The sequence below is a fragment of the Streptococcus sp. SK643 genome (assembly GCF_000259505.1).
Lineage (GTDB): Bacteria > Bacillota > Bacilli > Lactobacillales > Streptococcaceae > Streptococcus.
Map to the genome: position 1 here is coordinate 43,633 of NZ_AJMM01000031.1, position 17,258 is coordinate 60,890.

A 17,258-nucleotide genomic window follows, 5' to 3' on the forward strand; every position below is an offset into this window, starting at 1 on the left:
TCAGAAGAAAGGAGAGAAGATGCTAGCCATTGAAGAAAGTCAGAAGTTGACTTTATCAAATTTACCGAGTCTGAGCCTTTTTACAGGGACAGATCAGGGTCAGTTTGAAGTTATGAAGAGACAAGTGTTGAAACAGATTGGTTATGATTCTGCTGACCTCAACTTTGCCTATTTTGATATGAAAGAAGCAGCTTATAGGGACTTGGAATTAGAGCTGGTTAGTCTTCCTTTCTTTGCAGATGAAAAAATTGTGATTTTAGATCATTTTGTCGATATCACGACTGCTAAGAAACGTTTTTTAACGGAAGATGAACTCAAGTCTTTTGAAGAATATTTGGAGAATCCTTCGCCAACAACCAAGTTGTTGATATTTGCAGAAGGAAAACTAGATAGCAAAAGACGGTTGGTCAAATTACTTAAGCGTGATGCCAAGGTTTTTGATGCAGTAGAAGCCAAAGAACAAGAACTGCGCCAGTATTTCCAAAAGTGGAGTCAGAAACAAGGCTTGCAGTTTACCAATCATTCTTTTGAAAATCTTCTCGTCAAGTCGGGTTTTCAATTTAGTGAAATTCAGAAGAACTTGATCTTTTTGCAGTCTTATAAGTCTGATGGGGTTATTGAGGAAGAAGATATTATCCAAGCTATTCCCAAGACCCTACAAGACAATATCTTTGATTTAACTCAGTTTATTCTGACTAAAAAGATAGATCAGGCGCGCGATTTGGTGAGAGACTTGATCTTACAAGGTGAAGATGAAATCAAACTGGTTGCAGTCATGTTAGGACAATTTCGGACTTTTACTCAGGTGAAGATTTTGGCGGAGTCTGGTCAAACAGAATCTCAGATTGCAAGTAGTCTAGGTAGTTATCTGGGACGCAATCCCAATCCCTATCAAATCAAGTTTGCCTTGAGAGATTCACGAGGACTCTCCTTGAGCTTTTTGAAGCAAGCTATTTCTTACTTGATTGAGACAGACTATCAGATTAAGACAGGTCTTTATGAAAAAGGTTTTCTTTTTGAAAAGGCACTCTTGCAGATTGCTAGTTAGGTCAATTGATTATATGTTAGAAACTTTAACCCGCGTCAACATTCTCTTGTCGTGGGTTTCTTGTTGATTTGCTTATTTTATTAGAAAGTATGTCAGTGATTTCCTTGTCTATAAGCAAAAAACTTGAAAAAAGTGAATGTTTACGTTATCATTTTCATATAGAAAGAAAAAGAGGTATTACAGATGGCTATTATCTTACCAGATCTTCCATATGCATACGACGCTTTGGAACCATACATCGATGCTGAAACAATGCATTTGCACCACGACAAACACCATCAAACTTATGTCAACAATGCTAATGCAGCTCTTGAAAAACATCCTGAAATCGGAGAAGATCTTGAGGCTTTACTTGCAGATGTTAATTCTATCCCAGCAGATATCCGTCAAGCGCTTATCAACAACGGTGGTGGCCACTTGAACCACGCTCTTTTCTGGGAATTGATGACTCCAGAAAAAACAGCTCCTTCAGCAGAACTTGCAGCAGCGATCGATGCAACATTTGGTTCATTTGAAGAATTCCAAGCAGCTTTCACTGCGGCAGCAACAACTCGCTTCGGTTCTGGATGGGCATGGTTGGTTGTCAACAAAGAAGGTAAACTTGAAGTTACCTCAACAGCTAACCAAGATACTCCAATCTCAGAAGGTAAAACACCAATCTTAGGTTTGGATGTTTGGGAACATGCTTACTATGTGAAATACCGTAATGTTCGTCCTGATTATATCAAAGCTTTCTTCTCAGTTATTAACTGGAACAAAGTAGATGAACTCTATGCAGCAGCTAAATAATGATAGTTGGAGGGAAGAATGATTCTTCTCTTTTTAAGGTTATCAAACAGATGTCTGACTAAATCGTCAGACTTTTTTCATTTTCATAAGAAACGTGCTAACTTGCAGAATTTATGGTAGAATAGGTGGTAAGTAATCGTGGAAAAAGGATAAGTATGCGAAAAGAAATTGCACCTGAATTATACAACTATAACAAGTTTCCTGGCCCAGAGTTCCATCTATATGGGGACAAGGTTGAAACAGAAGGGATAGGTTTTACCTTGGTTGAAAATATCAAGGACGCTTTTGATGTAACAGCTTTTAATCAGCGTTTTTCAGAAGTTTTAACCAAATTTGATTATATCGTGGGAGATTGGAGTAATGAACAACTTCGTCTCCGAGGTTTTTACAAGGATGAAAGAACGGAAGAAAAACTCGAAAAAATCAGTCGTCTACAGGATTATCTCTTAGAATACTGTAGTTATGGTTGTGCCTATTTTGTTTTATTAAATGAGACACCTAAGAGGGCTACATTTGACAAAAAAATGCGTAAGAAGGAAGAAGAAAGTCCTTCAAAAAATGGCAAGAAACCTATTCAAAACAAAAGAAAACCCAATGCAGATAAGAAAAATAAACGTCGCCATAAAAACCAGCATTCTCAGATTGAGGACAAGGGCCAGCGTCATTTTGTTATTCGACAGAAATGAATGGAATATAAGGAGAGAAAATGAAACCGTCTATATATAGTTTAACGCGTCAAGCCATGCAGGAATGGGTGCTCGAGCAAGGTGAAAAGAAATTCCGAGCAGATCAAATTTGGGAATGGCTCTACCGTAAACGTGTCCAGTCATTTGAAGAAATGACCAACCTTTCCAAGGATATGATTGCTAAACTAAATGATCAGTTTATGGTTAACCCTTTGAAACAACGTATTGTTCAAGAATCTGCTGACGGGACGGTTAAATATCTTTTTGAATTACCAGATGGTATGTTGATTGAGACGGTGCTTATGCGCCAGCATTATGGCTTGTCTGTCTGTGTGACAACTCAGGTCGGCTGTAATATTGGTTGTACCTTCTGTGCTTCTGGATTGATTAAGAAACAACGTGACCTCAATAACGGTGAAATCGTAGCGCAAATCATGCTGGTTCAGAAATATTTTGATGAGCGTGGTCAGGATGAGCGCGTCAGCCATATCGTTGTCATGGGAATCGGTGAACCATTTGATAACTACAATAATGTTTTGAATTTCGTCCGTACCATCAATGATGACAAGGGGATGGCCATCGGTGCTCGACATATTACAGTTTCAACATCTGGTTTGGCTCACAAGATCCGTGATTTTGCTAATGAAGGTGTTCAGGTCAATCTTGCCGTTTCTCTTCATGCACCTAACAATGAACTTCGTTCAAGTATTATGAAGATTAACCGTGCCTTTCCGATTGAAAAACTCTTCGCCGCTATCGAGTACTATATTGAAACAACTAATCGCCGTGTAACCTTTGAGTATATCATGCTCAATGAAGTCAATGATGGTGTGGAACAGGCTCTTGAGTTGGCTGAATTGCTCAAAAATATCAAGAAATTGTCTTATGTCAACTTGATACCTTATAACCCAGTCAGTGAGCATGACCAATATAGCCGTAGTCCTAAGGAGCGCGTCCTGGCCTTCTACGATATGCTTAAGAAAAAAGGGGTCAACTGTGTGGTTCGTCAAGAGCATGGTACAGATATTGATGCAGCTTGTGGACAATTGCGTTCTAATACAATGAAACGTGACCGCCAGAAAGCAGTCGCAGTAGCTAATCCTTAATGATGAAGAAAACTCATAATCATATTTTGGTCTGGGGAGTCATTTTCTATAGCATTTGTATCGTCTCTTTTTGCTTTACTCCTCAAGAACATTCTCCCGTGGGGGTAGAAACTCCAGGTATTCAGCATCTTGGACGCCTGGTTTTTCTTTTGACTCCTTTCAATTCCCTCTGGAAACTGGGTGAGGTGAGTGACATAGGACAATTATGTTGGATTTTTCTACAAAATATCCTCAATGTCTTCTTGCTCTTTCCCCTGATTTTCCAACTCCTTTATCTTTTTCCAAACCTGCGGAAGACAAAAAAGGTCATTTTATTCAGTTTTCTCTTAAGTCTTGGAATTGAGTGTACGCAGTTAGTTTTGGACTTTTTCTTTGATTTTAATCGGGTCTTTGAGATTGATGATTTGTGGACCAATACCTTGGGGGGCTATCTGGCTTGGCTACTCTATAAACAATTATATAAAAACAAATAAGGAATTAGAATGAGTATTTTAGAAGTTAAAAATCTGAGTCACGGTTTTGGTGATCGTGCAATTTTTGAAGATGTATCTTTCCGTCTCCTCAAGGGGGAACATATCGGTCTTGTCGGTGCCAATGGTGAAGGAAAATCGACCTTTATGAGTATTGTAACCGGTAAGATGTTGCCAGATGAAGGGAAGGTGGAATGGTCCAAATATGTGACTGCTGGTTACTTGGATCAGCACTCCGTCCTTGCTGAAGGTCAGTCTGTTCGTGATGTTCTTCGCACAGCCTTCGATGAGCTTTTTAAAGCTGAAGTCCGTATCAATGATCTTTATATGGAAATGGCTGAGGATGGAGCTGATGTTGATGCTCTCATGGAAGAAGTGGGAGAACTCCAAGACCGTCTGGAGAGCCGTGATTTCTATACCTTGGATGCTAAGATTGACGAAGTAGCGCGTGCCCTTGGTGTCATGGACTTTGGCATGGATACGGATGTAACCTCTTTGTCAGGTGGGCAAAGAACCAAGGTGCTTTTGGCTAAACTTCTACTTGAAAAGCCTGATATCTTGCTGTTGGACGAGCCGACCAACTACTTGGATGCTGAGCATATTGACTGGCTTAAGCGCTATCTCCAAAACTATGAGAATGCCTTTGTTCTGATTTCACACGATATTCCATTCCTAAATGACGTTATAAATATTGTCTACCATGTGGAGAATCAACAGCTAACGCGTTATTCTGGTGACTACTACCAGTTCCAAGAAGTTTATGCTATGAAGAAATCTCAGCTGGAGGCAGCCTACGAACGTCAGCAGAAAGAAATTGCAGACCTCAAAGACTTTGTAGCTCGTAATAAAGCTCGTGTTGCAACACGAAATATGGCCATGTCTCGTCAAAAGAAATTGGATAAGATGGATATTATCGAACTGCAAAGTGAGAAACCAAAACCATCCTTTGATTTCAAACCAGCTCGTACACCAGGGCGCTTTATTTTCCAAGCCAAGGATTTGCAAATTGGTTATGACCGTCCTCTGACCAAGCCATTAAATCTCACCTTTGAACGTAATCAAAAAGTTGCCATCATCGGTGCCAATGGTATTGGGAAAACCACTCTTTTAAAGAGTCTTTTAGGAATTATCCCACCTATTGCTGGGGAAGTTGAGCGTGGAGATTATCTAGAACTTGGATACTTTGAGCAGGAAGTTGAAGGCGGTAATCGCCAAACTCCTCTTGAAGCTGTCTGGAATGCCTTTCCAGCTCTCAACCAAGCAGAAGTTCGTGCAGCCCTTGCTCGTTGTGGTCTGACAACCAAGCATATCGAAAGCCAAATTCAGGTCTTGTCAGGTGGGGAACAAGCCAAGGTTCGTTTCTGTCTCTTGATGAATCGAGAAAATAATGTTTTGGTACTAGACGAGCCAACCAACCACTTGGATGTGGATGCCAAGGATGAACTCAAACGAGCCCTAAAAGAGTATAAAGGATCTATTCTTATGGTCTGCCACGAACCAGATTTTTATGAAGGCTGGATGGACCAAATCTGGGACTTTAATAACTTGACGTAAAATTAGGTTTAAAAAGACAGAATCGAAAGATTTTGTAGCTAGAAGTTTAATTGTAAAATGATATCATGGATTGAGTTTTGTATGGATCAGAGCTCAATCTTTTTTATTTTTTACGTTTTATACTCAATGAAAATCAAAAAGCAAACTAGGAAGCTAGCCGCAAGCTGCTCAAAGCACTGCTTTGAGGTTGTAGATAAGACTGACGAAGTCAGTTACATATATCTACGGTAAGGTGAAGCTGACGTAGTTTGAAGAGATTTTCGAAGAGTATTAGCTCTTTTATCACCAAGTCTCATTAAACAAAAAAATCCGAAAGTTAGTAATCAAAAGCTAACTTTCGGAGCATAGTTATTTAGGAATGTTATTTTGTTTCCAGTCTAATATCTTTTATCTACAAAATGAAAGTGGAAGGATTCATATATATGAGTTCTATGAAAACAGCTTAATAAATCAGTATCCTTAGTTTTAGCTGGGACTTACTAGCTAAATAGATGAGTGAGGATAACTAATCTTAGTTAGGATGAATTTCCAAGTCAAGACTGTTTAAGATATCGGAGATAAAGGAGATGATATTGTAACCAAGTAGTTCAAATTTTTGAATTTACTTAAGAAAAGAAAGTAAGCTGATTTGTTATTTACTTTTAATTATCAAACTGAACTTCTTCTAATAGATACTGGATAAAGCGTTCGCCCATTTTGGATAGGCTAGTTTTCTCATGTTGAATATAGATAAGTTCAATTGGGTCTTCAATGTCTAATGGAATAGAAACAATATTATCTCCATTAAGGTTACTGTTCAAAATCCCTGTCGCAATAGTGTAGCCATCCAAACCAATCAAGAGATTAAAGAGTGTAGCACGGTCGCTCACAACAATGGATTTCTTGTGGTGTTCTTGTGAAAGAATTTCTTCTGAGAAGTAGAAGGAGTTGTGCGTCCCTTGGTCATAGCTGAGATAAGGGAAATTCTCTAAATCAGATAGTTTTACCTTGTCCTTTTTAGCCAGAGGATTGGTTTTGCTGACAAAGATATGCGGTTGGGCGGTAAAGAGATGGTGGGCAAGCAGATGGTTATCATCTAGCATCTTTGTCAAAACATCTCGGTTGTAACTGTTTAAAAAGAGGACACCAACTTCACTACGGAAGTTCTTGACGTCATCAATAATCTCCCAAGTTCGTGTTTCACGGAGAAAGAGCTCATACTTTTCCATATCACTTTTCTTAAGTAGCGATACAAAGGCATTGACCACAAAGGCATAGTGCTGGGACGACACGCTAAAGAGTTCGCGGTGGGCGACAGGATTTTTATAGCGTTCTTCCAGAAGCTGGGTCTGTTCGACAACCTGACGGGCATAAGAGAGAAACTCCATGCCATCACGGGTCAAGGTAATGCCCTTAGGATTACGAATAAAAATTTCAATACCCATTTCATTTTCTAAATCTCGAACAGCATTAGAAAGACTAGGTTGGGTAATGAAAAGTTGTTTAGCTGCCTCATTCATAGAGCCAGTTTCGACGATTTTGATAATATAATGTAATTGTTGAATTCTCATGATTTAATTGTACCACACTTGCGTCGGAATCGCCAAAGAAGATAGGAAAATCAGGGGCATTGTGTGAGTCTCTGTAAAGTAGTTAAGAAGAAACTTCTAAATCATTTAGTAAATAAGGTAAAAAAGTAGCTGATCAAGAGATTGTTCAGCTGTTTTTTAATTGAGAACTATAAAAATTTTACTCGAAAATAAGAAATTTGCACGATTTACTCATTATTTACCCAGTACTAGAGTTTATACTAGTTATTGTAAAGATAATCATCCAAAAGAAGGAAGGAGGCAACCTTATGGCTAAAAATACAAATCGTTCAGAGATTGATTCTCTAAGTTTCGAGGTTGAAAACCAAGAATTTTCCGAGAAATCAGGAGCTAGTGGTACACAGCTGTTAAAATGACGCTAGCAAATCTGTGTGGGTTGTGTTTCACCTATTCCTATGAGTGTACGAGAAATAATGTTCGTTGTTAGATAAAACAAAAGGACAATTCTAGTGTTTTATTACAAAACATTGACAACACTTTGATTTGGTGTTATATTTACGGAAGAAATACAAATAAAACAAGACAACTTTGAGATTGATTCTTTGGATTATGGAAATGAATAGCCAAGAATTGGATGGAAAATCTGCTGCTGGGTAGGATACGGCTGTTAGATTAACAGCACAGGGGCGCTGTGGTTGGTGGTTTACACATTCTTATGAAGGTACTTCGCCAAACGTGCGCTGTGGATAAAACTACCTCTATTTTTTGACAGGAGGATAAAATGGAAGGAATTATTGGAACACTAGAATTCTATGCACCTGTACTGGTCTTAGGAGTTGTTGTCATAGGGATTGTTTACTTTATGAAAAAAAGAAACGATCGCAAATAATCAACATCAACCGATACCTGAAAAAGGCATCGGTTTTTTATAACTTGAATATATTGCACAAAATACTCATGGCAAACCTTGAAAGAAACCGTATAATGAGAGCGTAATAAAGAAACGGAGGAATGAAATGATGAAACAACTTATCGTGACAGGATTAACGAAAACATTTGGTCAAGGGGATAATATCGTTCATGCTTTATCAGATGTGAACTTGTCCGTTGAAAAAGGTGAATTTCTGGCAATTATGGGGGCTAGTGGTAGTGGAAAAACAACACTCCTCAACTGTATTTCAACGATTGATAAACCAACATCAGGTGAAATTCAATTTGAAGATTTTGACATCATCCATGCCAAGGAAAATGAACTAGCTGACTATCGTGCTAAAAACATTTCCTATATTTTCCAAGCCTACAACTTGGTGGAAACCTTGACGGTCTATGAAAATATCGTCCTACCTCTTCAAATTCAGGGGAAAACTATCAAAAAACATCAGGATAAGATTGAGGAAATTTTGGATAAGCTGGCCATCCAGAGCTTAAAAGATAAGTTTCCTAATCAGTTATCAGGAGGTCAGCGACAACGTGTGGCAACTGCTAGAGCCTTGATTGATGATTCTAAACTGATTATCGCAGATGAGCCGACAGGAGCCTTGGACTCTGCCAATTCTGAAAAACTGATGGCGCTTTTGCAGGAAATCAATAAAAGTTTTGGTATTACCATTTTACTGGTTACGCATGACCCTGCCGCAGCCAAGTACTCTTCACGGATGGTGCTACTTAGCGATGGAAAGATTATGGATGATTTGGAACGTAACAGCTTATCTAATGAACAGTATTTACAAGAGATTTACAGCCGTACCAGATAGGAGGAGAGTATGTATCCAAAATTGATTTTACGAAATGTATTTCGAAATTTACAGACCTATACCATCTATTTTTTCAGTCTGACCTTGATTTATAGCTTGCTCTACGCTTTTAATGCTTTACCAAGCCATCCAGTGATGCAGAGTTTATTAGGAGCAAAGGAAATGTTGACGACGGTGATGAGTCAGTACATGGGCTTGCTTTCCTATCTGATTCTATCGGCGATTGCCTTTCTCATCGTTTACGCCACAAATTTTGTGCTGGGACGGCGCAAGAAAGAGCTGGGACTTTATGCAACGCTGGGAATGAAGAAGAAGCAGATTATCCGTACCCTGTTCTTTGAAACCATGCTGGTCAATATCTTTTCCTTGATTCTAGGTTTCTTGCTTGGAGTGTTCTTACTGGTCATTCTAGCTAAAATTGCATCTGAGTTTTTTATGGCCAATTACTTTGGTAAACTGGTTTTCTTTGATAGCAAGTCTGTCATCTTACTAGTTTATTCCTATTTGGTCACCAGTTTTATTGTTGGTGTCATGGACATTCTTACCTTTAGAAAGCAAAATATCATTGCACTCATTCAAGAAAATGGGATCAAGAAATCTGTCTTGGCAAAAGGCAAGCCAGCTCTTCAAGCACTTCTCTTTATTCTTTCGACAGCTGTTATCGGTTTTGGTGCTCTCTATTTTTCAGACTATCACCATCTATCATTCTTGAAAAGCTGGGGTATCTTGCTGGTATCTGTCTTAGTGATTTTTGTGATTTTATTTTACAATACTTTAAGCCATTTTATCTTGGTCTCACTTAGAAAACTGCCTCAAACCTACTATAACAAACTAAACACTTTTAAAATCCGTCAGTTTTCAAAACAAGCTGATAGTAATTCGGTCACGTTGGCTGTCTTATCCTTGACCTTGACACTGGCTCTCAGCTTACTCGTTTTTAGTGGTAGTGCCTATACGACTATGAACCGAGAGCTGAACAAATACTCACCTTATGATGTAACTGTCAATCTCTACCGTGGTAAAGAGTTTCAATTTTCTCAGGAATCTGTCAAAGACAGATTGAAAGCCGATGGATTTGACTTTAACCTCATCAAAGAGGAATACAGCTGTCCTATCTATTCTAGTGATGTAACTTATAAAGATTTGATTGATACTAGCAATCTCTGGGAGCATGATAAGAAACTTCCTGAATCAAAAGTACCGATTTTAGGAATTTCTGCCTACAATCATCTCCGCAAACTGCAAGGGAAAAAAGCGGTTGACCTGGCAGAAGACCAATTTCTAGTCAATGCCAATTATAAAGGAACTGCCAAGCAGATTCAGGACTTTCTATCAACGACAAAAACCTTCATGATTAACGGTTATTCTCTCAACCTTGCCTCTTCAAAGCCACTTGAAACAGTTTACTTTTTATCTTCAGTAGGTCTAAATGACGCAGGAACCTTGATTGTACCAGATAAGGTAGTAGTTGGATTGACGGAAGACCACACGACCTATGTTGCCAATTTCAAAGAAAACATTGACAAACGGGAAGTAGAAACATTCTTGAGTCAGTGGATTGAAAAATACTACTTCACTCGTGATGGAGCAGAGTTGAATTCGTTCACCTATCAAACGAAAGGAAGTATTTTTGAGGTTTACCTTGGATTTATGGGCGTCATTGTCTTTGTCATGATTTTTGTCAGTGTTATTTTTATCATTATTTCCCTCAGTATCTTGTCCCTTCAAACTTCTACAAGTGCTTTGGATAGTGTTAATGATTATCAAATCTTATACCTTCTTGGGAACAAGAGAAAGCAAAATCGCTCTATTCTTTTGCAACAGATTCTAAGTTATTTCTTGGTTCCGCTGCTTATTGCAGGTCCGCTAGCACTTGCCTTAAGTACCGCACTTCTAGGCTATTTTGAGAATTTCGCTAATACCAGCATTTCTATAGATATCACCTATCTGGGAGTAGCGGTCTTACTCTTTGTCCTTTACCTGCTAGTGACTTATAGAGTAAGTTGGCAAATTATTGAAAATTAAGTCAAATACCAGAGTTGCCTATCCGACAATTCTGGTATTGTGTTATAATGATATTAAAGTAGTTCAGGAAGTGGATACATATGAAACAGTTTGTCAAATCGCTCTCGAAAAACTCACTTTTATTGTGGTGGTTGACGATTTTGAATCATCTAGCTTTAATGATTTATATTCATTATAGGATTCCTCTGGACTTTTCGACAGATTTTTCCTTGCAGATGGTTTTATTGCTGCTTATTGCTTTAATTGTATTTAGCTATATTTGTAATATTGTGACCTTTCGGTATAGTGAGTTGAAACTTTGGTTGCTCCTGATGATATTTCTCATTAGCTGGCAATCCATATTTAATCAAGGAGTTGCGAGCACCCTGTTGCACTTTTTTGATATTCTTCATCCGCTCAACTCTTTTTTATTGGTGTATAGTTCTCTGTCTATTATCTTTCTGGGAGAGAAAATAGGAGAAGAACTGTTGAGTGTGTCCTTTGTGTTGACACTAATCACCATTAGTTCGTATCTGTTAAGTCCTTCAATTTTTCTCTTTCTCTCCTTGTTTGCGTCTTTCTTTTTAAACCTTGTTCCCTTGATTTTACTGATTTTATATCATAAAGAGTTGAAAAGTAAACTTAAGTATCAGAGACGAAATTTGTGGATATTAGCTTTAATATTGCCTCTTTCTTATTTCTTTTTGTATATCAATACGAGGGGCTCAGGAGTGATGAACCTAGTCTGGTATCTTGAGATTATTGGAATACTTGCTTTTTTGCATCTCAAAACAATTATTAACTCTCTTCAGAAAAAGGTAGTAGAGTTGAAGTTGTCCTATATAAAAGCTTTTTCACGCTTGTTTTTACTGGTTATGTTTTTGTTAGTAGGTATTTTCATCATCTTTCGTCTAGATTTAAACACGAGCTTTTTGGTCTTGAATATCATGTTACTATTGTTCGGGATTTGTTCGGAAGAATTGATTCGCCTTTTTCGTTCTGCTGAAATGCTAGATGCTAGAGATTATGTAAAAGTTCTCTTTTTAAAGCGTAACCGTATGGTGAAAAGTCTGCTGGCAAATGAAGACACAGAACAACAGTTCTCCGAATTTCTTCATAATGAAATCCTGCAAAATGTGATGGCAATAAAAAATTTCAATAAATATAGTAGCTATCGAGCTTTTGGTGAACAAATCAATCTGGTGACAGAGGAGTTGGTTCAACGGATTCGTGAGCGGATGGATTATTATCAGCCAATGGTAGAAACAGATGAGCAGTTAGACATACAGTATCAAGGGCTGATTAATCGGATTGTCAAGCGCTATCATGCAGAAAATGAAGTCGTCACACAGTTTCCTGCTCACTTTAGGCTTTTATCTCCTTACGATAAAATTGCCTATCGTCTGGTTGAGGAGTTGGCGACCAATGCCGTTAAGTACGCTAGTGGTGGAAGGATTTCTTTGAAGATTGATGTGCATGATGACGCTATTTTTATCATTTCTGAGAATGACTGCCTTCAAACAGAAAAATCCTTAGGTTATGGCTTGAAAAATATGTCTAATAAAATTAGTGTTTTAGGTGGTCAGATGCAGATTTTTGAGAATAATAAGATATTTCGTGTAGAAATTACTCTCCCGATTGATAAGGAGTTGTGTTATGAAAATTTTGTTAATTGATGATCATAAATTATTTAGCCAAAGTATCAAGATGATTTTAGAGTTATCGGAAAACATTAAAAAGGTCCAGTTAGTGGATAATTTTTCGACTATTTCGGAGATTGCTTTTAATGACTACGACATTATTTTGATTGACATCAACCTGACGAGTCTGTATCAAGATGATGGGCTGATTTTAGCACAAGAGATTATCGACAATGGTTGTACTAGTAAGATTGTGATTTTGACGGGATACAGCAAAAAGATGTATGAACACCGAGCTAAAGCTATGGGAGCTTATGGCTTTCTAGATAAAAGTATGGATCCAGATGAGTTGGTGAAAAAACTGGAAAAGATTTATCTAGGAGGTAAGGTTTTTTCAGATGAAGTGATGGTAGAGGTGCTAACACCACGAGAAATCGAGATACTAGAACTGGTTAGAAATGGCTTGACCATTGATGATGTCTGTGACAAGGTCTATGTGAGTAAACGTACAGTTTCCAATCACTTGGCCAATATCTTTTCAAAATTAGGAGTGACTAACAGGCAGGAGGCGATTCACATCGCTGAGCAGTTGGGCTATTTTCCACCAGATTAAAAAGCTGCAGAAGATGCAGCTTTTTTAATTATTTTTGTGATACTTCTTGTGTGAGTCTCTTCTTGAAAAAAACACAAAATTTTGCTAAAATGAGTCTTATGAAAACATTCTATGATGTGCAGCAGTTCCTCAAACAATTTGGTATTATTGTTTACATGGGAAAACGCTTATATGATATTGAACTGATGAAGTTGGAACTCTCTCGGATTTATGACGCAGGGTTGATGGACAAATTAGACTATCTAGAAGCAGAAGCGGTTCTTCGCAGAGAGCACAAGGTGGAATTGGATTATATTGAGAAAAATGGAGAAAAGAATTAATGGTTACTTGGATTTTGTGGATACTTATACTAGCAATGTTAGCGTGGATGGGCTTTAACTATCTTCGTATTCGCCGTGCAGCTAAGATTGTGGACAATGCAGAGTTTGAGGCTTTGATCCGTACGGGACAATTGATTGATTTGCGAGACCCAGCTGAATTCCACAGAAAACATATCCTTGGGGCTAGAAATATTCCTTCAAGCCAATTGAAGACCAGTCTTGCAGCCCTTCGTAAGGATAAACCAGTGTTGCTTTACGAAAATCAACGTGGACAACGAGTGACCAATGCAGCACTCTATCTGAAAAAGCAAGGTTTCTCTGAGATTTATATCCTTTCTTATGGATTGGATTCTTGGAATGGAAAAGTGAAGACTAGTTAATATTCTGTAAAAAGTTGATATAGTCGGTCTTATATACTAAATTAATAATCATTTTAAGGAGTTTTTAAAAAATGCAAGAAAAGAAAAAACACTCTCTTGTTTTAGGTATCCTATCTATTGTGCTCGGTTTGCTATCTCCAATTGTAGGTATGGTTTTGGGTATCGTAGGATTGGTCTTGGCTATTTCATACCAAAAAGAGTCAAAATTAGACTATAAAATAGAAAAAATTCTTAATATATTAGGAATTGTGATTTCTGTAGTTAACTGGGTTGTAGCAATCGCCTTAATTTTTCGATAAATAAAATAAAAAAGCTTTAAAACTAAAGCTTTTTTATTTTATCGACTTATCTTTAAATAGTTTTTAATGATCTCTAATTCTTCTGGATTCAAGTGACGATATTGACCTTCTCCTAGTTTTGGGTCTAAAGTGAAATCACCGAATTGAACTCGTTTTAGAGCAGTGACCTTAACACCAACCGATAGGAACATTTTCTTGATTTGATGAAATTTTCCTTCTGAAATGGTGATAGAGGCTTGACTGAGGGAAGGACTTGCAGATAGAATCTCTAGTCTTGCAGGTTTACAGACAGTACCATCTAAAAAGACAATTCCATTTTGAAAGGCCTGGATATGATCAGGTGTCAGAAGTCCATTAACCTCAACTTGGTAAGTCTTATCCACATGGTACTGGGGATGGAGTAGTTGAAAACCCAAGGGGCCGTTGTCAGTCAAAAGAAGAAGTCCAGTCGTATCTCGGTCTAGTCGCCCGACGGCATAGAGTTTGTCAGACTGTCTTTTAGGTGACAGCAAGTCCATGACAGTTGGAAGTTCCTTGTCTTTATTGGCTGTAACCACACCAGCAGGTTTATGAAGCATAAGATAGGTGTGTTCATAGCCTTGAACGATTCGGCCCTGAAAAAGGAGTTCTTGTAGTCTTGTATCGATATTCTGAGCTAGGGAGCGGGCTGGGCAACCATCGACTAGAATGTCCCCTTTGAGTAAGGCTTGCTTCATGGCCTTTCGGCTGATTTTTTCTTGGGCTAATAAATTATCTAAACGCATACTGTGCCTATCTTATCATAAGTCTCTTACTTTGAAAAGGCTTGACGTGAAAAGAAAAGTGGAGTGAAAACATTTACACTTGCTTGAATTATGTTATTTACTTGAAAATATGGTATAATTGCTCAGTTAGAAAATAAATTTTGAATATTATAGAGGAAATCATGACAAAACTTAGAGAAGATATCCGTAACATTGCGATTATCGCCCACGTTGACCACGGTAAAACAACCCTCGTTGACGAATTATTGAAACAATCAGAAACGCTTGATGCACGTACTGAATTGGCAGAGCGTGCTATGGACTCAAACGATATCGAAAAAGAGCGTGGAATTACCATCCTTGCTAAAAATACAGCCGTTGCCTACAACGGAACTCGTATTAACATCATGGACACACCAGGACACGCGGACTTCGGTGGAGAAGTAGAACGTATCATGAAAATGGTTGACGGTGTTGTTTTGGTCGTAGATGCCTACGAAGGAACCATGCCACAAACTCGTTTCGTATTGAAAAAAGCCTTGGAGCAAGACCTTGTCCCAATCGTTGTTGTCAACAAAATCGACAAACCATCAGCTCGTCCTGCAGAAGTAGTAGATGAAGTATTGGAACTCTTCATTGAGCTTGGTGCAGATGATGACCAGCTTGACTTCCCTGTAGTTTATGCATCAGCTATCAATGGAACTTCTTCATTGTCAGATGATCCAGCTGATCAAGAGGCTACAATGGCACCAATATTTGACACGATTATCGACCACATCCCAGCTCCAGTAGATAACTCAGATGAGCCTTTGCAGTTCCAAGTGTCACTTTTGGACTACAATGACTTCGTTGGGCGTATCGGTATCGGTCGTGTTTTCCGTGGTACTGTTAAAGTTGGTGACCAAGTTACCCTTTCTAAACTTGATGGCACAACTAAAAACTTCCGTGTTACAAAACTTTTCGGTTTCTTTGGTTTGGAACGTCGTGAAATCCAAGAAGCAAAAGCGGGTGACTTGATTGCCGTTTCAGGTATGGAAGACATCTTTGTCGGAGAAACCATTACTCCGACAGACGCAATTGAAGCTCTTCCAATCCTACACATCGATGAGCCAACTCTTCAAATGACTTTCTTGGTTAACAACTCACCATTTGCTGGTAAAGAAGGTAAATGGGTAACTTCTCGTAAGGTAGAAGAACGTTTGCAGGCAGAATTGCAAACAGACGTTTCGCTCCGTGTTGACCCAACAGATTCACCAGATAAATGGACTGTTTCAGGACGTGGAGAATTGCACTTGTCAATCCTTATCGAAACAATGCGTCGTGAGGGATATGAACTTCAAGTATCTCGTCCAGAAGTTATCATAAAAGAAATCGACGGTGTTAAATGTGAGCCATTTGAACGTGTTCAAATCGACACTCCAGAAGAATACCAAGGTTCTGTTATCCAAAGCCTTTCTGAACGTAAGGGTGAAATGTTGGATATGATTTCAACTGGTAATGGTCAAACTCGTTTGGTCTTCCTTGTGCCAGCGCGTGGATTGATTGGATACTCAACTGAGTTCTTGTCAATGACTCGTGGTTACGGAATCATGAACCATACCTTTGACCAATACTTGCCATTGATTCCAGGGGAAATTGGTGGTCGTCACCGTGGTGCCCTTGTTTCTATCGATGCTGGTAAGGCGACAACTTACTCAATCATGTCTATCGAAGAACGTGGTACGATCTTTGTTAACCCAGGTACTGAAGTTTATGAAGGAATGATTATCGGTGAAAACTCTCGTGAAAATGACTTGACTGTTAACATCACTAAGGCTAAACAAATGACCAATGTTCGTTCAGCTACAAAAGACCAAACAGCTGTTATCAAAACACCTCGTATCTTGACACTTGAAGAATCTCTTGAGTTCTTGAATGATGATGAGTATATGGAAGTAACACCTGAGTCTATCCGTTTGCGTAAACAAATTCTTAACAAGGCAGAGCGTGAAAAAGCCAACAAGAAGAAGAAATCAGCTGAGTAAGAGCTAGAAAGAGATAAAAATGATCTATTTAATCATAGGGCTACTCTTATTACTACTCTATATATTTGCGACACCACAGAGTATTAAGGGAACCGTTAATGTCTTTGTAATCATTTTTGTTGGAATGTCACTCGTGATTTTGATTATGTTGTCAATTTTTCAAATTTTTCAATTACCAGCAGAATTCTTTGTCGCAATCGCTATGCTGGCCTTAGCCTACTTTAGTTTGAGAGATATCACTCTTATGTCAGTGAATCAAAGTAAAAGAAGATAAAAAAGAGAGTTTAGGCTCTCTTTTT

18 protein-coding genes are annotated in these 17,258 nt (G+C 38.4%); 16 read left to right on the top strand and 2 right to left on the bottom strand.

Features of this window, described 5'->3' with window-relative positions:
• Nucleotides 1-19 precede the first annotated feature (19 nt).
• The 6 genes from holA (at nucleotide 20) to HMPREF1117_RS10920 (ending at nucleotide 5,653) form a co-directional block, all read left to right on the top strand.
• A complete protein-coding gene (holA, locus tag HMPREF1117_RS10895; protein WP_000879638.1) occupies nucleotides 20-1,048 on the top strand; it encodes a DNA polymerase III subunit delta in 1,029 nt (342 codons plus the stop codon).
• A 183-nt stretch (nucleotides 1,049-1,231) separates the two neighbouring features.
• On the top strand, nucleotides 1,232-1,837 hold the full coding sequence (gene sodA, locus HMPREF1117_RS10900; RefSeq protein WP_000974737.1) for a superoxide dismutase SodA: 606 nt from the start codon (nucleotides 1,232-1,234) through the stop codon (nucleotides 1,835-1,837).
• Between the two features lie 155 nt (nucleotides 1,838-1,992).
• Nucleotides 1,993-2,523 carry a YutD family protein gene (locus HMPREF1117_RS10905; RefSeq protein ID WP_001224361.1) on the top strand — a complete coding sequence of 177 codons (531 nt, stop codon included), beginning with the start codon at nucleotides 1,993-1,995 and terminating at the stop codon, nucleotides 2,521-2,523.
• Nucleotides 2,524-2,543: 20 nt separating this feature from the next.
• Nucleotides 2,544-3,629: a 23S rRNA (adenine(2503)-C(2))-methyltransferase RlmN gene (gene rlmN / locus HMPREF1117_RS10910; RefSeq protein ID WP_000804752.1), complete on the top strand. Its 1,086-nt coding sequence runs from the start codon at nucleotides 2,544-2,546 to the stop codon at nucleotides 3,627-3,629.
• On the top strand, nucleotides 3,629-4,102 hold the full coding sequence (locus tag HMPREF1117_RS10915; protein ID WP_000976597.1) for a VanZ family protein: 474 nt from the start codon (nucleotides 3,629-3,631) through the stop codon (nucleotides 4,100-4,102). The genes rlmN and HMPREF1117_RS10915 overlap by 1 nt, the downstream gene beginning before the upstream one ends.
• Nucleotides 4,103-4,111: 9 nt before the next feature.
• On the top strand, nucleotides 4,112-5,653 hold the full coding sequence (locus tag HMPREF1117_RS10920) for an ABC-F family ATP-binding cassette domain-containing protein (protein ID WP_000025383.1): 1,542 nt from the start codon (nucleotides 4,112-4,114) through the stop codon (nucleotides 5,651-5,653).
• 641 nt (nucleotides 5,654-6,294) lie between these two features.
• Here HMPREF1117_RS10920 and HMPREF1117_RS10925 read toward each other — a convergent pair.
• Nucleotides 6,295-7,203: a LysR family transcriptional regulator gene (locus HMPREF1117_RS10925; protein ID WP_001222594.1), complete on the bottom strand. Its 909-nt coding sequence runs from the start codon at nucleotides 7,201-7,203 to the stop codon at nucleotides 6,295-6,297.
• A gap of 760 nt (nucleotides 7,204-7,963) precedes the next feature.
• Here HMPREF1117_RS10925 and HMPREF1117_RS11850 point away from each other — a divergent pair.
• The 8 genes from HMPREF1117_RS11850 to HMPREF1117_RS10965 all read left to right on the top strand — a co-directional run bounded on the left by HMPREF1117_RS11850 (nucleotide 7,964) and on the right by HMPREF1117_RS10965 (nucleotide 14,192).
• Nucleotides 7,964-8,071, top strand: a complete 108-nt coding sequence (locus HMPREF1117_RS11850; protein ID WP_004256158.1) for a QVPTGV class sortase B protein-sorting domain-containing protein — start codon at nucleotides 7,964-7,966, stop codon at nucleotides 8,069-8,071.
• 130 nt (nucleotides 8,072-8,201) lie between these two features.
• Complete coding sequence (locus HMPREF1117_RS10935) at nucleotides 8,202-8,936, top strand: ABC transporter ATP-binding protein (RefSeq protein WP_000811488.1); 735 nt, start codon at nucleotides 8,202-8,204, stop codon at nucleotides 8,934-8,936.
• Nucleotides 8,937-8,945: 9 nt separating this feature from the next.
• Entirely contained in the window at nucleotides 8,946-10,961 is a 2,016-nt protein-coding gene (locus HMPREF1117_RS10940) for an ABC transporter permease (RefSeq protein WP_000283294.1), read from the top strand.
• Nucleotides 10,962-11,041: 80 nt separating this feature from the next.
• On the top strand, nucleotides 11,042-12,616 hold the full coding sequence (locus HMPREF1117_RS10945; protein ID WP_007557522.1) for an ATP-binding protein: 1,575 nt from the start codon (nucleotides 11,042-11,044) through the stop codon (nucleotides 12,614-12,616).
• Nucleotides 12,597-13,193, top strand: coding sequence for a response regulator transcription factor (locus HMPREF1117_RS10950; RefSeq protein ID WP_000698196.1), 597 nt, complete (start codon nucleotides 12,597-12,599; stop codon nucleotides 13,191-13,193). The genes HMPREF1117_RS10945 and HMPREF1117_RS10950 overlap by 20 nt, the downstream gene beginning before the upstream one ends.
• A gap of 50 nt (nucleotides 13,194-13,243) precedes the next feature.
• Nucleotides 13,244-13,513, top strand: coding sequence for a YqgQ family protein (locus tag HMPREF1117_RS10955; RefSeq protein ID WP_025171619.1), 270 nt, complete (start codon nucleotides 13,244-13,246; stop codon nucleotides 13,511-13,513).
• A complete protein-coding gene (locus tag HMPREF1117_RS10960) occupies nucleotides 13,513-13,893 on the top strand; it encodes a rhodanese-like domain-containing protein (protein WP_000259266.1) in 381 nt (126 codons plus the stop codon). The genes HMPREF1117_RS10955 and HMPREF1117_RS10960 overlap by 1 nt, the downstream gene beginning before the upstream one ends.
• A gap of 71 nt (nucleotides 13,894-13,964) precedes the next feature.
• Complete coding sequence (locus tag HMPREF1117_RS10965; RefSeq protein ID WP_001156566.1) at nucleotides 13,965-14,192, top strand: hypothetical protein; 228 nt, start codon at nucleotides 13,965-13,967, stop codon at nucleotides 14,190-14,192.
• A 38-nt stretch (nucleotides 14,193-14,230) separates the two neighbouring features.
• Here the strand turns inward: HMPREF1117_RS10965 and HMPREF1117_RS10970 are convergent, their stop codons facing one another.
• Complete coding sequence (locus HMPREF1117_RS10970) at nucleotides 14,231-14,956, bottom strand: 16S rRNA pseudouridine(516) synthase (RefSeq protein WP_001235002.1); 726 nt, start codon at nucleotides 14,954-14,956, stop codon at nucleotides 14,231-14,233.
• 161 nt (nucleotides 14,957-15,117) lie between these two features.
• Here HMPREF1117_RS10970 and typA point away from each other — a divergent pair, with 161 nt between their 5' ends.
• Both typA and HMPREF1117_RS10980 read left to right on the top strand, forming a co-directional pair.
• Nucleotides 15,118-16,959 carry a translational GTPase TypA gene (typA, locus tag HMPREF1117_RS10975; protein WP_000164107.1) on the top strand — a complete coding sequence of 614 codons (1,842 nt, stop codon included), beginning with the start codon at nucleotides 15,118-15,120 and terminating at the stop codon, nucleotides 16,957-16,959.
• 19 nt (nucleotides 16,960-16,978) lie between these two features.
• The gene (locus HMPREF1117_RS10980) at nucleotides 16,979-17,233 is read left to right on the top strand and encodes a DUF3165 family protein (protein WP_000639709.1); all 255 of its coding nucleotides are present in this window, start codon (nucleotides 16,979-16,981) and stop codon (nucleotides 17,231-17,233) included.
• The last annotated feature ends 25 nt before the right edge of the window (nucleotides 17,234-17,258 follow it).

Excerpts from the sequence above, each read along its gene's own strand:
- holA (WP_000879638.1), top strand. The coding sequence starts at position 20 with ATGCTAGCCATTGAAGAAAGTCAGAAGTTGACTTTATCAAATTTACCG.
- sodA (WP_000974737.1), top strand. The coding sequence starts at position 1,232 with ATGGCTATTATCTTACCAGATCTTCCATATGCATACGACGCTTTGGAA.
- HMPREF1117_RS10905 (WP_001224361.1), top strand. The coding sequence starts at position 1,993 with ATGCGAAAAGAAATTGCACCTGAATTATACAACTATAACAAGTTTCCT.
- rlmN (WP_000804752.1), top strand. The coding sequence starts at position 2,544 with ATGAAACCGTCTATATATAGTTTAACGCGTCAAGCCATGCAGGAATGG.
- HMPREF1117_RS10915 (WP_000976597.1), top strand. The coding sequence starts at position 3,629 with ATGATGAAGAAAACTCATAATCATATTTTGGTCTGGGGAGTCATTTTC.
- HMPREF1117_RS10920 (WP_000025383.1), top strand. The coding sequence starts at position 4,112 with ATGAGTATTTTAGAAGTTAAAAATCTGAGTCACGGTTTTGGTGATCGT.
- HMPREF1117_RS10925 (WP_001222594.1), bottom strand. The coding sequence starts at position 7,203 with ATGAGAATTCAACAATTACATTATATTATCAAAATCGTCGAAACTGGC.
- HMPREF1117_RS11850 (WP_004256158.1), top strand. The coding sequence starts at position 7,964 with ATGGAAGGAATTATTGGAACACTAGAATTCTATGCACCTGTACTGGTC.
- HMPREF1117_RS10935 (WP_000811488.1), top strand. The coding sequence starts at position 8,202 with ATGAAACAACTTATCGTGACAGGATTAACGAAAACATTTGGTCAAGGG.
- HMPREF1117_RS10940 (WP_000283294.1), top strand. The coding sequence starts at position 8,946 with ATGTATCCAAAATTGATTTTACGAAATGTATTTCGAAATTTACAGACC.
- HMPREF1117_RS10945 (WP_007557522.1), top strand. The coding sequence starts at position 11,042 with ATGAAACAGTTTGTCAAATCGCTCTCGAAAAACTCACTTTTATTGTGG.
- HMPREF1117_RS10950 (WP_000698196.1), top strand. The coding sequence starts at position 12,597 with ATGAAAATTTTGTTAATTGATGATCATAAATTATTTAGCCAAAGTATC.
- HMPREF1117_RS10960 (WP_000259266.1), top strand. The coding sequence starts at position 13,513 with ATGGTTACTTGGATTTTGTGGATACTTATACTAGCAATGTTAGCGTGG.
- HMPREF1117_RS10965 (WP_001156566.1), top strand. The coding sequence starts at position 13,965 with ATGCAAGAAAAGAAAAAACACTCTCTTGTTTTAGGTATCCTATCTATT.
- HMPREF1117_RS10970 (WP_001235002.1), bottom strand. The coding sequence starts at position 14,956 with ATGCGTTTAGATAATTTATTAGCCCAAGAAAAAATCAGCCGAAAGGCC.
- typA (WP_000164107.1), top strand. The coding sequence starts at position 15,118 with ATGACAAAACTTAGAGAAGATATCCGTAACATTGCGATTATCGCCCAC.
- HMPREF1117_RS10980 (WP_000639709.1), top strand. The coding sequence starts at position 16,979 with ATGATCTATTTAATCATAGGGCTACTCTTATTACTACTCTATATATTT.